Origin of the sequence: Pseudoramibacter faecis, from assembly GCF_036289405.1 — a bacterium.
GTDB lineage: Bacteria > Bacillota > Clostridia > Eubacteriales > Eubacteriaceae > Pseudoramibacter > Pseudoramibacter faecis.
Window position 1 is genome coordinate 1 of sequence record NZ_JAYFFI010000008.1, and the last position, 14,531, is coordinate 14,531.

General features: G+C 47.6%; 15 protein-coding genes and 1 tRNA gene. 15 read left to right on the forward strand and 1 reads right to left on the reverse strand.

The genetic code is table 11. From position 1 onward, the window contains the following. From V3C63_RS11805 to V3C63_RS06900, 7 genes are all read left to right on the forward strand, one after another. A partial coding sequence (locus V3C63_RS11805; protein ID WP_425355363.1) for an IS3 family transposase occupies positions 1–129 on the forward strand: 129 nt, incomplete at its 5' end. 178 nt (positions 130–307) lie between these two features. Continuing rightward, positions 308–955, forward strand: coding sequence for a hypothetical protein (locus tag V3C63_RS06875; protein ID WP_329887063.1), 648 nt, complete (start codon positions 308–310; stop codon positions 953–955). An 11-nt stretch (positions 956–966) separates the two neighbouring features. Then, positions 967–3,567: an ATP-dependent chaperone ClpB gene (gene clpB / locus V3C63_RS06880; RefSeq protein WP_329887064.1), complete on the forward strand. Its 2,601-nt coding sequence runs from the start codon at positions 967–969 to the stop codon at positions 3,565–3,567. Between the two features lie 167 nt (positions 3,568–3,734). Continuing rightward, positions 3,735–5,228, forward strand: coding sequence for a sodium/proline symporter PutP (gene putP / locus V3C63_RS06885; RefSeq protein ID WP_329887065.1), 1,494 nt, complete (start codon positions 3,735–3,737; stop codon positions 5,226–5,228). Positions 5,229–5,316: 88 nt separating this feature from the next. Continuing rightward, on the forward strand, positions 5,317–5,523 hold the full coding sequence (locus tag V3C63_RS06890) for a hypothetical protein (protein ID WP_329887066.1): 207 nt from the start codon (positions 5,317–5,319) through the stop codon (positions 5,521–5,523). Positions 5,524–5,618: 95 nt separating this feature from the next. After that, a complete protein-coding gene (locus tag V3C63_RS06895) occupies positions 5,619–6,755 on the forward strand; it encodes a transglutaminase domain-containing protein (RefSeq protein ID WP_329887067.1) in 1,137 nt (378 codons plus the stop codon). 100 nt (positions 6,756–6,855) lie between these two features. Continuing rightward, positions 6,856–8,277: an ATP-binding protein gene (locus V3C63_RS06900; RefSeq protein WP_329887068.1), complete on the forward strand. Its 1,422-nt coding sequence runs from the start codon at positions 6,856–6,858 to the stop codon at positions 8,275–8,277. 431 nt (positions 8,278–8,708) lie between these two features. Here the strand turns inward: V3C63_RS06900 and V3C63_RS06905 are convergent. Beyond that, positions 8,709–8,784 (reverse strand) — tRNA-Trp (locus tag V3C63_RS06905). A 193-nt stretch (positions 8,785–8,977) separates the two neighbouring features. Between V3C63_RS06905 and V3C63_RS06910 the strand changes: the two genes are divergently transcribed. The 8 genes from V3C63_RS06910 to rpsO all read left to right on the forward strand — a co-directional run bounded on the left by V3C63_RS06910 (position 8,978) and on the right by rpsO (position 14,482). Further along, positions 8,978–10,057, forward strand: coding sequence for a hypothetical protein (locus V3C63_RS06910; protein WP_329887069.1), 1,080 nt, complete (start codon positions 8,978–8,980; stop codon positions 10,055–10,057). Between the two features lie 90 nt (positions 10,058–10,147). Beyond that, entirely contained in the window at positions 10,148–10,783 is a 636-nt protein-coding gene (locus V3C63_RS06915) for an HD domain-containing protein (protein ID WP_329887070.1), read from the forward strand. A 120-nt stretch (positions 10,784–10,903) separates the two neighbouring features. Beyond that, positions 10,904–11,320 (forward strand): NADPH-dependent FMN reductase family protein, encoded by a 417-nt coding sequence (locus tag V3C63_RS06920; RefSeq protein WP_329887071.1) that lies wholly within the window; start codon positions 10,904–10,906, stop codon positions 11,318–11,320. Position 11,321: 1 nt separating this feature from the next. Beyond that, positions 11,322–11,762: a MarR family winged helix-turn-helix transcriptional regulator gene (locus V3C63_RS06925; RefSeq protein WP_329887072.1), complete on the forward strand. Its 441-nt coding sequence runs from the start codon at positions 11,322–11,324 to the stop codon at positions 11,760–11,762. Positions 11,763–11,892: 130 nt separating this feature from the next. Continuing rightward, on the forward strand, positions 11,893–12,732 hold the full coding sequence (proB, locus tag V3C63_RS06930) for a glutamate 5-kinase (protein ID WP_329887073.1): 840 nt from the start codon (positions 11,893–11,895) through the stop codon (positions 12,730–12,732). Beyond that, positions 12,725–12,880: a hypothetical protein gene (locus tag V3C63_RS06935; protein ID WP_006598245.1), complete on the forward strand. Its 156-nt coding sequence runs from the start codon at positions 12,725–12,727 to the stop codon at positions 12,878–12,880. Before proB ends, V3C63_RS06935 begins: the two co-directional genes overlap by 8 nt. A 2-nt stretch (positions 12,881–12,882) precedes the next feature. Continuing rightward, entirely contained in the window at positions 12,883–14,070 is a 1,188-nt protein-coding gene (locus V3C63_RS06940) for an MGDG synthase family glycosyltransferase (protein ID WP_329887074.1), read from the forward strand. Positions 14,071–14,215: 145 nt separating this feature from the next. Further along, entirely contained in the window at positions 14,216–14,482 is a 267-nt protein-coding gene (rpsO, locus tag V3C63_RS06945) for a 30S ribosomal protein S15 (RefSeq protein ID WP_329887075.1), read from the forward strand. Positions 14,483–14,531: the final 49 nt, after the last annotated feature.

Genomic DNA, 14,531 nt, shown 5'->3' on the forward strand with positions numbered 1-14,531 from the left:
TACCCATCGTTTGATTCCTTCTCCAAAGCAGTAAGGAACTATATAAACTACTACAATAACGAACGGATCCAGAGCAAAACAAAATGGATGCCTCCTGTAAAATACAGGAGAACATCCATTTATTGCTAACCTAGGTTCCAATGATGTGTCCAGGATTTTGGGTACATATCATTTTGGCAGGTGAGGTTTTTTATTGGTTTTGACGATCTAAAATCTTAATAGTTTATAATTTGAATGATAAAATATATAAATTAATTGACAAAATATTGAAAGAAATCTATGATAATAAATAAAACGAGGCGAGGACATGAAAAAAAGTGTTTATAGCCTGATGTTGTTTGATGAGATTGTAGAGCGGATTGATGATATGGTCTATATGCATCACACCAATCGTTCTCAGCTCATCAACGACATTTTGGCAGACTATGTCGGCATGGAGACACCGGAGCAAAAAATTCAATCGGTGCTTGAAGCGCTCAATGCCAATATGAACGGTGTGCTGGCGGTCAGTCAAATCAATCAAAACAGCAGCATTTATTTTGGCAAGAGTCTTAAATATAAATACCGGCCGAAGGTGCGCTACATTTATGAATTTAAAAACGACGGCCAAGTGCGGTACGCGGTGCTGAAAGTGAGTTCACGGACACGGAATCGGGAGCTCAACGAACGATTTGATGATTTTTTTGATCAGATCTGCACGGTGGAGCGCCGACATCATCAAATTGACCGGGATGGCGATGACGATCAGACCCAGCACAAATTTGTGCGGGCCTTTAGGCACGCCGGAGCGGTGAGCCGGGATGAGAACACGCTGACAGATTTTCTAACCCGTTATCTGCGCATGATCAATACGGCGATGGACACTTATTTTGAAACGGACGGTCAGGGAAACATCGGAGCGCAGATTGATGCCATCTATTCTCATTTTCTCGGCGAAACAATTAATGAAGATTAAAGAGGTAACCCATGGATATGAATCAATTAACACAAAAATCCATTGAAGCGCTGAAAAGCGCCGAAACAATTGCAAATAACCACAGCCATGTCGAAATTGAACCGGACCACCTGCTGTTGGCTCTGCTCGATCAGGAGGGTGGCGTGGTGGCTCGGGTGTTTGACAAATTGGGCAAGCCCGTGAGCACTATAATCCGCGAACTGGAAGCGGAAGTTGCTAGAAAGCCCCAGGTTTCCGGCCCGGGGCGTGAACCTGGTCAGGTTTATGTGAGTCAGGGGACCAATCAGGTTTTAAACGAGGCCGAAAAGCAGGCCGGCAAGATGCAGGATCAATACATTTCGGTGGAGCATTTGCTGCTTGGGATGTTTGCCCTGCCAAGCGATAGTGATGTGCGGCAACTGTTTGCCCGTTACGGGGTGGATAAGCAACAGATCGAAGCCATTGTTCAGGAAGTGCGGGGCAGTCAACACGTGACCAGCGATCATCCGGAATCGACCTATGAAGCGCTGGCCCAGTACGGGCATGACCTGGTGCAGGACTGCATTGACAATAAACTTGACCCGGTGATCGGCCGCGACAGCGAGATCCGTCACACCATCCGCATTCTGTCCCGGAAGACCAAAAATAACCCGGTGCTTATCGGGGAACCGGGAGTCGGCAAGACGGCCATCGTGGAAGGACTGGCTGCCCGCATTGTCGCCGGCGATGTGCCCGAGGGGCTCAAGAACAAACGCATCATTTCGCTGGATATGGGGGCGTTGGTAGCCGGGGCAAAATACCGCGGTGAATTTGAAGAGCGTTTCAAGGCGGTGCTCAAAGAAGTGAAGGACGCCAATGGCGAGATTCTGCTCTTTATCGACGAGTTGCACACGGTGGTGGGCGCGGGAAAGGGCGACGGTAATATGGACGCCGGCAATATGCTCAAGCCCATGCTGGCCCGGGGAGAACTCCACTGCATCGGGGCGACGACCCTTGACGAATACCGAAAATATATCGAAAAGGATCCGGCATTGGAACGGCGCTTCCAGCCTGTCATGGTGGACGAGCCCACGGTGGAGGATACCATTGCCATTCTGCGCGGGCTCAAAGAGCGGTATGAAATTTTCCACGGCGTCAAAATCATGGACAACGCCATCGTCGCGGCGGCAACGCTGTCCAATCGTTATATTTCCGATCGGTTTCTGCCGGACAAGGCCATCGACTTGATCGACGAAGCCTGCGCAATGATCCGTACGGAAATCGATTCGATGCCGGAAGAAATGGACGAAATCAATCGGAAGATCATCCAGCTGGAAATCGAGGAATCGGCGCTTAAAAAGGAAGAAGATCATCTGAGCCAGGAACGGCTTGCGGCGTTGCGAAAGGAACTGGCCGACGAACGCGAAAAATTTAACGCGATGAAGATCCAGTGGGACAATGAAAAACAATCGGTGGACAGCGTTCAGAAAATCAAAGAACAAATTGATCAGGTCAATCACGAAATCGATATGGCCCAGCGCGACAATGATCTGGAAAAGGCCGCTGAGCTGAAATACGGCAGACTGCCGGCGCTTCAGAATCAGATGAAAACCATGGAAGACGCGGCGGATGCCAAGGGCTACGATGATAATTTGATCCGCGAACGGGTCGGCGAGGAAGAAATCGGCGAAATCATTTCGAATTGGACGGGCATTCCGCTATCCAAACTCATGAGCGGCGAACGGGAGAAACTCCTCCATCTGGAAGAAACCCTTAAAGAGCGGGTGATCGGTCAGGATGAACCGATTCAAAAGGTGACCGATGCGATTCTGCGTTCCCGCGCCGGCATTAAAAATCCCAACAGTCCCATCGGCTCCTTCCTCTTTCTCGGGCCTACCGGGGTCGGGAAGACGGAACTGGCCAAAGCGGTGGCGGCCAATCTTTTCGATTCGGAAGATAACATGGTGCGCATCGATATGTCCGAATATATGGAAAAATTCTCGGTCAGCCGGCTCATCGGAGCACCTCCGGGATACGTGGGCTATGAAGAAGGCGGTCAACTGACCGAAGCGGTTCGGCGCAAGCCTTATTCGGTGATTTTGCTTGACGAAGTCGAAAAAGCCCACAGAGACGTATTCAATATTCTGTTGCAGATCCTCGACGACGGTCGGGTGACGGATTCTCAGGGCCGGGTGGTCGATTTTAAAAATACGATCATCATCATGACGAGCAACCTCGGCAGCGAATACATTCTCGACGGGATTGATGCCGACGGCAACATTAAGCCCGTGACCGAAGACACGGTGATGAAGCTGCTCAATCAGACCTTCCGGCCGGAATTTCTTAACCGGATCGATGAAATTGTGCTTTACAAACCGTTGTCGAAGACGACGATCAGCAAGATCGTGGATCTGATGCTGGCGCAGGTTCAAAACCGTCTCGACGAACAGGAATTGCGTTTCGAGCTGACACCGGCGGCCAAAGACGCGGTGATCGACCAGGGATATGACGCTTCCTTCGGAGCGCGGCCGCTGCGTCGATTTATCCAAAAGCATATCGAGACGCTGTTGGCGAAGAAAATTCTCGGCGGTGAACTCAGCCGAGGCGATGTGATGACGGTTGATTGGCAGAACGGACAATTCATGGTCAGATGATTTTAAAATAGACAAACTAATTATTTTAACCCATTTTATTTAATACTGGGCGGCGGAAGCCGCCTTTTATTGTGTCTGCTATTTTCGCGTCTTTACTTTGATTTTCCTTTAGGGTAGAATGGACGAGTATTTATGCGATAAAACACACAAAGGAGGTAGATCATCACATGGGACAGATTAATCCCGTCGAGTTGGGGATCTTTATTGTATATTTGGCAGTGCTGATTTTTATCGGACTGAAGTTTTACGATGCATCGTCCGATTCGTCAGAAGGATTTTTATTAGGGGGGCGTGCGCTGGGCAGCTGGGTCACGGCTTTTTCTGCCCAGGCTTCCGATATGAGCGGATGGCTTTTGATGGGACTTCCCGGTGCAATTTATCTCGGGGGAATGCCTCAGCTTTGGATTGGCATCGGTCTTTTTGCCGGCACCTGCATCAACTGGAAATACGTTTCCGAACGGCTGCGGGTTTATACTGAAGAAACGGAGGCTCTGACACTATCGACTTTTTTTGACAGACGCTACAAAGATCCGACCGGTGCGCTGCGGACCATTTCTGCTATGGTTATTCTGTTTTTCTTCACGATTTACTGCGCTTCGGGCATGGTTTCTTCGGGAAAGCTCTTCTCGACGATGTTTGGCCTGGACTATAATATCGCGGTGGTGATCGGCGCGGTGGTGATCGTCTCCTACACTTTTCTCGGCGGATTTTTGGCTGTGAGCTGGACGGATTTGATCCAAGGCATTTTGATGGTCATCGCCATTGCGGTGGTGCCGGTGCTGGCCGTGATTCACATGGGCGGTTTCGGCACGACCCAGGCGGCGATGACCAGCCAGCATATTTCGTTCAATCTCTTTGGCGGCGGCGTCACGGCTGCGACCATTGTTTCCGCCGTTGTCTGGGGATTGGGGTATTTCGGCCAACCGCATATTCTCGTGCGCTTCATGGGCATCAGCTCGGTCAAAGAAATTCCAAAGGCCAGACGGATTGCCATTATCTGGTGCTTGATTTCGCTGGCCGGCGCCTTGCTGGTGGGACTGCTTTCCATTCCGCTTTTTCACGGACTTTCTGGTGGGAAAGAAGAAACCGTCTTTATTTTAATGATTCGCAAATTTTTTCCGGCGTGGATCGGCGGTGTCTTTTTGGCGGCGATTATGGCGGCGATCATGTCCACCATCGATTCACAGCTTTTGGTTTGCTCTTCGGCTTTGTCGGAAGACCTGGCCCGTATTTTCTTAAAGAAGGAGCTGACTGATAAACAAAGCGTGAGCCTGGGGCGTTGGTCTGTTATTGCCGTCTCTCTGGTGGCACTGATTATCGCTTTTGGCAACAACGCGACCGTCATGGGGCTCGTCTCCTATGCATGGGGCGGCTTTGGGGCGGCTTTTGGTCCGCTTGTTCTGTTCGGCCTCTACTCGCGCAGGACCACCTGGCAGGCGGCGCTGTCCGGCATGCTCGTTGGAACAGCGATGGTTATCGTCTGGAAAGTAACCGGCCTCTCGTCCCATCTGTTCGGTACAGGGATTTACGAAATTCTGCCGGGATTTGCGCTGAACGTCCTGACCATTCTGATGATTAATCACTTTACCAAACCGGAAGCCCATGTGGTGGAAGAATATGATGAAATGATTGAGCGGTACCATCGTGCCAAGGCGGCGTGAGGTCACTAAATAACAAAATTTCTTTGATGAAACAGGATGGTGTGGTAAAATAAAATCATATTAAAGAGAAGTCAAAGGAGGGGAAGCTGTGAGTCACGATGCACCAGATCCGATTCTGAAGTTTAAAAAAGTTCAGGACGGTCCGGACGAATTTGTCGATATGAAGGTTTTGGACTTCCAGTTTAAAAAAGGCGGCGAAGGCGTGTGCCCGAATTGCGGCGGAAAAACCACGGCGATTGGCCATGACTGGACCTGTGCGTCCTGCGGATTAAAACTCAACGGGCCGATTTTTTAATCGGCGATCCGTGCAGACTGTTTCTGTCGGTCGACAGGGGCAGTCTTTTTTTAAATGTCGTGTTGTATAGCATGGACCTCAGCAGGAACTAAAAAATGGAGCAAAAAAATAACCAATCGAAAAAGGGAATGCGCATTGTCATTGGGGGGATGCTCATTGTGCTCATCGCGGGCTGTTTTTTTGGCGGGCGGCAATGGTTTTTGCCCGCCCGCATCCGCCCGCGGTCGGAAGCCAAGCGTCATGCGTTGTCCCAGAGTATTTACACGGCCGATTCACAAAGCGGCTACGCGCGCTTAACGGATTCGGAGCAAATCGCCTATTCGCAATTTTTAAAAGCGGCCGAAACGCATCTGCCGTCGGTTGAACTCTCGGGGGTTCAGTTGAATATTGGGGGCGTTAAACGCGTTTGGCAGGCATTTTATCAGGATAATCCGCAGATCTTTTGGGTCTCCGGATATCGCTATACCTATGGCGGCGCTAATCAAATTGTTTCAGGGGTTCAATTGGTTTATGCCTATACGCGGCAGGAAGCGCAGGCCAAGCAGCAGCAAATTGATGCGGGGGCCAAACGCATTTTGGCGCAGATCCCCAAAGGTGCTGACGATTATCATACCGTGCTGGCTGTGCACGACGCTATTGTGAAGGACACCCGCTATGGCAGCGGCTCCAAGGACCATCAAAATATCGCTTCGGTGCTAGTGGATCACGAGTCGGTTTGTGCCGGTTATTCGCGCGCGATGCAATACCTGCTGAAAAAGGCAGGGATTTACTGCACGGTGGTTGACGGCCGGGCGGCCGGCCGGGGCGCGCACGAGTGGAACTTGGTGAAGATGGACGGGAATTATTATTTTGTCGACGTGACCTGGGACGATCCGACCTTTGACAGCGAAGCGCCGTTAGGTTATGTGGATCATGCCTTCTTCGGCATTACAACCCGGGCGCTGCTCAAAAACCACACGATAGATGCGCCTCTGGGAGAAATTGCGACGTGCGAAGCCACCCGCGATAATTATTATGTCCGGGAACAGCACGATTATCATGCGGGGGAGTTGGGTAAATTTCTGCGGGCCGTTTTAATGGCCCATTATCGCGGGGAGAAAATTTTTTCGGCACGCTTTGCCTCGGCCGATGACATGCAAAAGGCCATCGATCGCCTGAGGTGGCTTCGTCTTTCGGGACTGCGCTATGTGAAGCGCGAAGAGATGCATGTGCTGACGTTATTGATGCCGTAAGGCGGGGACAGGCTTTTGAAATTTCAGAAGTTCTGCAAATGTTTAGAATCTTTGGCTTTAACTGTGCTATACTAAAATAAAAAGTGCGGAGGAAAGCGCAATGCAATTGATCGGTCGAAAAAAAGAGCTTAAAACGTTAAATCAGGCATGGAAGAAAGAGGATGCCTTTATTTTGATCAGCGGGCGTCATGCGGTGGGAAAGACAGCTTTTATTAAAACCTTTGCGGAGCATAAAAATCATTTGTATTTTGCGGCGAGAAGTGTGTCTGATCAGATGAATCGCCTGGCTTTTGAGCAGGCGTTTAAACAACATTTGAACGGGGATGCCAAATCCGGCGACAACAAGATTACCTGGGAAGAATTGTTTCGTTTGTATGCCGAAAAGACGGAAACCGGCGGGAAAATGCTGATTGTCGATAATTTTGAATATCTGTTGGATGCTAGCGGTGATTTTGCCAAAACGATTCGTAAGGCCTGGCAGCAATTTTTCAAACCCAACGGCGTGACGTTGATCCTCGTTATCGGCAATGCTTCCGGACAGCAAAATATGATGGCGGATAAAAGCTTTGCATCTGAAGTGACTTGTCAGATTCCCCTTGCGCCGGTGACTTTTGTGGAAATGATGCGCGAATACCCCCATCATGATTTCAGCCAGCTCATGCTGATGTACGCAGTGACCGGCGGCGTTCCGGCTTATTGGTATATCTTTGATCGCTGCATCAACGACAAACAGGTGCGGGATACCATCGAGGCGAATATTTTAAACGGAAAAGGGATCTTTTTTGACGAAGTGAGCCGGCTGCTTGAACGAGAAGTGTGGGAACCATCGGTTTATCACAGCCTGCTGTCTGCACTGGCTGCAGATCGTTTCACACAAGAAGAACTTGCAGCTTTCACCGGCTTTAAGATCGGAAAAGTACGAGACGCGCTGACCAATCTGGAAACGCTGGGTTATGTGACCCAGACAGTCTCTATCGGGAAGAAAAAACTTTTTGGCAAACAACGTGTGGCATATCATATCGCCGATCCGATGTTCGATTTTTGGTATACCTTTGTCTTCCCATATTACGAAGATATTAAAGACAACCGATCCAAGGGTGCCAAGCAGGTCCTTAAGAAAAACTTTGCTCAATATATTCAAAAATGGTTCTGCCAAGTGGCTGGGGAAATCTTTTTGGTCGCCGCCGCTCAAGACAGTCTTCCTATGCGAACGGATGTGGTTGGGGAATACTTTGATGATGACAATAATAAGATCCCAATTGTCGCGGTCGATGATGAGCAGAAGAAAATATTCTTTGGGGATTGCGTCTTCACCAGCGAAGCTTATACCAAAAAGAAATTTGATTATTTTGTCGAAAAGACCCAGGGGATTAAGCGTTTGAAAAAAACGTATAAAGATTATACATGGATTTTTGGCGTATTCTCTGCCTATCCGTTTGAACAGGAACTATTGGATTATTCCCTTTCGGAGGATAATGTGCTGCTCTTTAACGGGATTACGATTTATTCGCTCAATCAATAAAAATTGAAAAGTTATTTTTGGGTCGACCTCTTTCATCTGAATTTGGATGGGGGAAATTGTCCGCTTAAGTCATTAACGGATTGAGGATCAAATAATGACGTTGTATTTGTTGTGTTTGTTGTATTTATAGTATAAAAGAAAAAAGATGGAAAACTTTTTATTCAGAACAAACCGCATCGGGTTGATTCGAATAGAATCCAAAAAATTCAGGAGGATAGCATCGGACAAATGTGAGAATCGAGGTCTGTAAAATGGCGGGTGACTGCATGTGGGTGACGACAACCTCGCGACGATTGGTTCAAGTGAAAGGCAAGAGCATCCAAATACATAGGGGTTTTGTACGGAACGGAAACTTTTGAAGAAAGTACCAATAAAAAAGCCTGAGACCTCGCTTTTAGGCGGGCTTCAGGCATTCTTCAAAAAATAAAAAATGGCAGGGGCAGAAGGATTTGAACCCTCGGCACGTGGTTTTGGAGACCACTGCTCTACCAACTGAGCTATACCCCTGTGCCAAGAACGCTCTTATTATAATTCAGTCAAAATGAAATTGCAAGTGGAAATTCCTCAAAAAGCGTACTGCAAAAATAGGGAGCAACGTGAAGAATGAAATCGATTTGTCTTGACAGTGGTTATTAAAAAGCCTAAAATAAAAGCAATACGTATTTTATTATAAATTAAATGGTGCACCAGGAGGAAAAACATGAGACAGGCATTGACAGCGAAAGGTCAGCTGGATGTTTGGATGCGCTCGACCGAAGCGGCCCTATCTAACATGGGTATTGAGGATGTTACTGTTGACGAAGCAAGTTTGCATATCAGTGGACATCATCCTGAAAAGGGAGCGATTGGCATTGATTATATGACGCCGGAAACGGGGAAAACCCGAATGGTTATTCAGGTGGATGACCCGTCGTTGATTGACGATTATAAACATCAGGTAGCGCCGATTTTTAGACGTGTTATGGATGAGCTAAAAGCTGCAAAAGTCGAGGAACAGGCAGCAGAAGCGGATGAGTCAGCGGAACAGAGCCCTGAGCGAAAACCATATGCCGGGTCGGAAGCTGACCAGGGAGCCCGCTTACCAAATGAATCGGAAACTTTGCCCGATGACGGCCGGACAGATCAAACTAAAGAGAAACCACCTGCAGAAGATGGCTGGCAGGAAGCGCCGATGAACGCAAAACAAGATGCACAATCGGAAACGCAGGCTAATTTAAATGCGCTTTATCATGATGCACCAGTTTCGGAAGTAACAGCCCGGGAAATCAAGAAGGCTGATAAAGCGAACAAGCCGGCGAAAAAGAAAAAGAAATGGCTGTTGCCGATGGTTTTGATCGTGATTATTGCCCTAGCATCGGCAGGAGCATTTGTTTATTATTGTCATCAGCAGTCAACGGCAAGTGATCGCCAGTCGAAAACCCAAACATCTTCTAAGACAAAATCCGATAAAAGTAGCTCAAAAAATACGTCATCTGACGATAACGCGACGGCGGACAATAACACAAGCAATGACAACGCGAATAATAATGCAACGTCCACTACAGCGACTTTGGCACAATACAATGCGATTACGACTGGCATGACCTATGATCAGGTTAAGCAGCAGTTCAGCAATGTGGACGGCCAGAAGTTATCGGAATCGACCTATAAAGATCAGTCAAACAAAGACATCAAAACGGAAGTTTATTATTGGAACGGTAATGGGGATTCGGGATCGAATGCCAGTATCACTTTTGCGAACGGTGCCGTCAGCCAGAAAAGCCAATTCGGATTAAAATAAAATCAAAAACGCCCGTTGACTGCGGGCGTTTTTTGCGTTCTAATTTTATTGTTTAGAAAACATTCATTCAAAGAATGGGAGGCGTTCTCATTGAAAAATCAAATTAATAAAAGTGTCGATGTATTGAAGCAGCTGATAATGCGGGATGGGCTTGGGCAAACGGAACAGGCTTTGGATCTGGCGGCGTCCGTTCACGCGGGACAGTTTCGGAAAAATAAAAAGGCTAAAGCCATTCCGGCCATGATTCATCCGGTAACGGTGGCCTTGCATGCGGCAGCCCTTGGTTTTTTAGAGGATGAACTGTTGGCAGCAGCTCTTTTGCACGATGTATTGGAAGACAGCACACTGCATGAATTGCCCGATTCTTTCTCGCTGAGCGTTCGGGAAACGGTGGACACACTGACCTATCGCGGTCGGGGAAAGACAGACACATCGGCAATGCCGGCCTATTATCATGCCGTTGCGCAAAGCAGAAGCACAGCACTGATCAAGGCGCTGGATCGCTGCCATAATCTGGCAACAATGTCGGAAGGGTTTACGGCATCACAGCAAAAGATTTATATTGAAGAGACAGAACATTATGTTTTGCCGATGATGGCCGGTGCGGAAAAGCATTTTGGGGATTTGAAACGTCCCTTTTGGCTGGTGCGTTATCAAATGGCGGCGGTGATGCGAACGGCAGCGGACGATCTGACGGGCGATGTGTTGACGGAGATGAATCGTTAAAGCTTAAATAAGGTTTGGCGCGAAAGAATTTGGTGCTTGACAGGAATTGGGGTGAATGATAGTATTTGATTGAACACAACTAATAAGTATAATAGATTTTAAAGAAGGAGCACGATCTTCATGAAAATTGCAATTCGGTATTATACGAAAAGTGGGAATACACGGAAACTGGCAGAGGCCATCGGTCGGGCGATTGGCGTCGCGCCAGAGGATATTTCGATCCCCTTGACGGAAGATGTGGACCTTTTATTTTTGGGATCATCGGTTTATAAGGCCGGAGTCGACAAAGCGGTCAAGCAATTTATTTCGGATTTGGATGTCAAGGTTGGGAAGATTGTTAATTTTAGCAGCGCAGCGCTGATTTCCGGCACGTATCGTCAAGTCAAAAAACTGGCGACCGCCAAGGGCATTGTCATGGCTGATGAAGAATTTCATTGCAAAGGGGCTTTTCACGGTCTGTTTAAATCGCATCCGGACACGGTTGATTTAAAGAATGCCGGCGCATTTGCGAAGAGCGTCGTTGCGGGAGGAAAATAATATGAGTGATAAATACGCGCGTTTAAGATTAGATAATCAGCTGTGCTTTCCGCTTTATGCTTGTTCACGGGAAATCATCCGAACCTATAAGCCTTTTTTAGACGCTATCGACTTGACCTATACCCAATATATCACGATGATGGTTGTTTGGGAGGAAAGAAAAATATCTGTTAAGGAGATGGGCAAGCGGCTTTATCTGGATTCGGGTACGCTGACACCTGTTCTTAAAAAATTAGAAGCGAAAGGCTATGTAACGCGAAATCGTTCGGAAATTGATGAGCGTTCATTAATTGTTACCTTGACAGACAAGGGCGAAGCTCTGCAGGATAAAGCCCTGTGTGTGCCGGAACAGATGGGGCAATGCCTGCACCTGTCGCCAGAAGACGCCAGGCAGCTCTGTCAGATTTTGCGACGCTGGCTGGAAACCTACGATGAGGAATAACAGACGGCAAAACCAATTTTGAATATCGAAAATTAGGAAGCCATCCGCTGCCGGATGGCTTCTTGCCTTTGTGAACTATTTCTGATAAACTGAAAAGCATCAACAGAGGAAATAAAGGAGCGTAAAGATCATGGAGAATGATTTTACGGCTGCGCAGACCATCGTAGTGAAAGTGGGCACCACCTCGCTGACTCACGACAATGGAACTATCGATTTAAGAAAAATGGACGCCCTTGCCCGGGTTTTAACCGATCTCGAGAATGAAGGCCGGAAAATTGTGCTGGTGTCATCCGGGGCAATCGGCTGTGGGATGCACCGTCTGAAAATGTCCCAAAGGCCGATCACCCTGGAAGAAAAGCAAATGACGGCATCTGTGGGGCAGGGGCTTCTGATGGAATTGTATCACCGTTCTTTTGACAGCTATTATCAAAATATCGGCCAGATCCTTTTGACGAAGGATGTGTTTTCGAATCCGATTAAACGCATTAATGCCCGCAATACCTTCAGCGAATTGATGAAGCGCAGAATCATTCCGATTGTCAATGAAAATGACCCAATTTCGACCGATGAAATAGAGGAGGAACGCTTTGGTGACAACGATCGCTTATCGGCGATGACAGCGGCATTGATTGAGGCTGACGGTTTGATCATTCTTTCAGACGTGGATGGTCTTTATACCGGGGATCCCGGAAAAGAGGCTCAAGCTGAACGCATCGACATTGTGGAAAAAGTGACGGAAAAGATTATGAAGCTGGGAGGTGTATCCGGGTCCGGTTTGGGGACAGGCGGCATGGTAACAAAACTCAAGGCGGTCCGGTATGCCGCGAATCACGGTCTTGAAACCATTATTACCTCAGGAAGTGATGTGAATGTGCTTTACCGCATTATGGATGGCGAGCCAACTGGAACATTATTTCGGAAAAACCAAAAATTTTATCAGGGGAAAGAACAGGAGGCAAAAAATGTTTAAAAAAGTGATGACGGCGATCGGCGCAGTGTGCGTGGGATTATCGGCCGTTTTCGGTGTGTTTTATTGGCTGGAAAAGAAGAGTGAAAAAAAAGTCGGTGGTAAATTGATGCGGGTCAACTATCGGTTCACCAAAGAATTCGACGATTAAAGATGACCTCAGCATCACAAATGGAAGCCAAGGGCGGCGATACCGTTTTGATCTTTTCGGCATCGACGGGCGGCGGACATAACTTGGCGGCTCAAACGGTTCAAAGAGGACTGAGTGAGCGCGGGTATACGGTTCAAATTATTGATGCCTTTGCCGATACATCCAAAACCTTTAATAAATTGCTGACAAAGGGCTATAAGCAAATGGTGGAGAAAGTGCCGCGACTATATCATTTGCTTTATAATGATTTAGACAAAGATACGCTGCGGCGAAGAGGCATCTTCAGTCTGGTGGCACGATTTATGAATCCGGATATCATGCCGATGATGGTGGCCAACAAGCCGGTGCTTTTGGTATCCACCCATCCCTTTGTGACCAATATTTTGGGCAGGATCAAAGACATGGGGGCTTTCGATATTCCGATTATTTCTTTTGTGACGGACTATAAATTCCATGGCGTTTATACCCATCCGAAAATCAATGCTTATGTCGTCGGCAGTCCCTACACCAAAAAAGGAATGGTAGAACGCGGTGTCCCGGCAGAGATTATCCATCCCTACGGCATACCGGTCCGGGAAGCTTTCGAAAAAGAAAAGGTACCCTGCGAAGCGATTGACAAAGATGTAAAAGGGACCGTGCTTTTGATGGGCGGCAGTCTCGGGACACATCATATGAAAAAAGCGTTCAAGGCGCTGATAAGAAGCCGGGAAAAGATCCGCATCATCGCGGTGTGCGGTAATAACGGCAGTCTGATGGACGAGTTGGAGCACTACACTCAAAAACACACAAGTAATAAATTGGTTCGGGCGTTTGGCTTTGTGGATAATATTCCGGCGCTGATGGACGAGTCTGACGTGATCGTATCCAAACCCGGCGGGTTGACGACAGCAGAGGCAATGGTGAAAGGCATTCCGATGATCATTCCTTATTGCTACCCCGGCCAGGAAGAGGATAATGCAGAATATCTGGAAGCCTCAGGGATGGGCATTTGCCTTGAAAAAATTGATGCGCTCACGGATTTGATAGATTATCTCATCGATCATAAATTGATTATCCAGGAAATGGCTGAAAATATGAACACTGAGGCAAAAACATATTCGCCAAATGCGACTTTGGATTTATGTGAGGCGTTGATTGCGGATTATAAAAAGACAGTGTTGCAGGCTTGTCAAAAGGATAACGCTGAATGATGAGCATTGACAGCGAAAAATTTGATTTGTGCTTTACAATTCAGATTGCCAATGGTAAAATGCTCGATGGTTAGCCTGCTCTTGGTTTGCCGACACTCCGACGGCCTACTATGAACAGGGAATTCTAAATAATCAAGGAGATATCATGATTACAAAAGAAAACAAAGAACGGATCATTGCGGAATACGGCACACATGCCGGAGATACCGGTTCTCCGGAAGTTCAGATTGCGCTGCTTACAGCGCGCATCAATGATTTGAATGCTCATTTTGCCGTGCACAAAAAAGATCATCATTCCAGAAGAGGGCTGCTTAAAATGGTTGGGCAGCGCCGCAATCTTTTGGGATATCTGAAAAAGAAAAACATCACCCGTTATCGTGAACTGATCGCGAGACTGGGCTTGAGAAAATAATGATTAAACAGGCGGAGCTCTTCCGCCTTTTTGCATTTTCAGGGAAAGC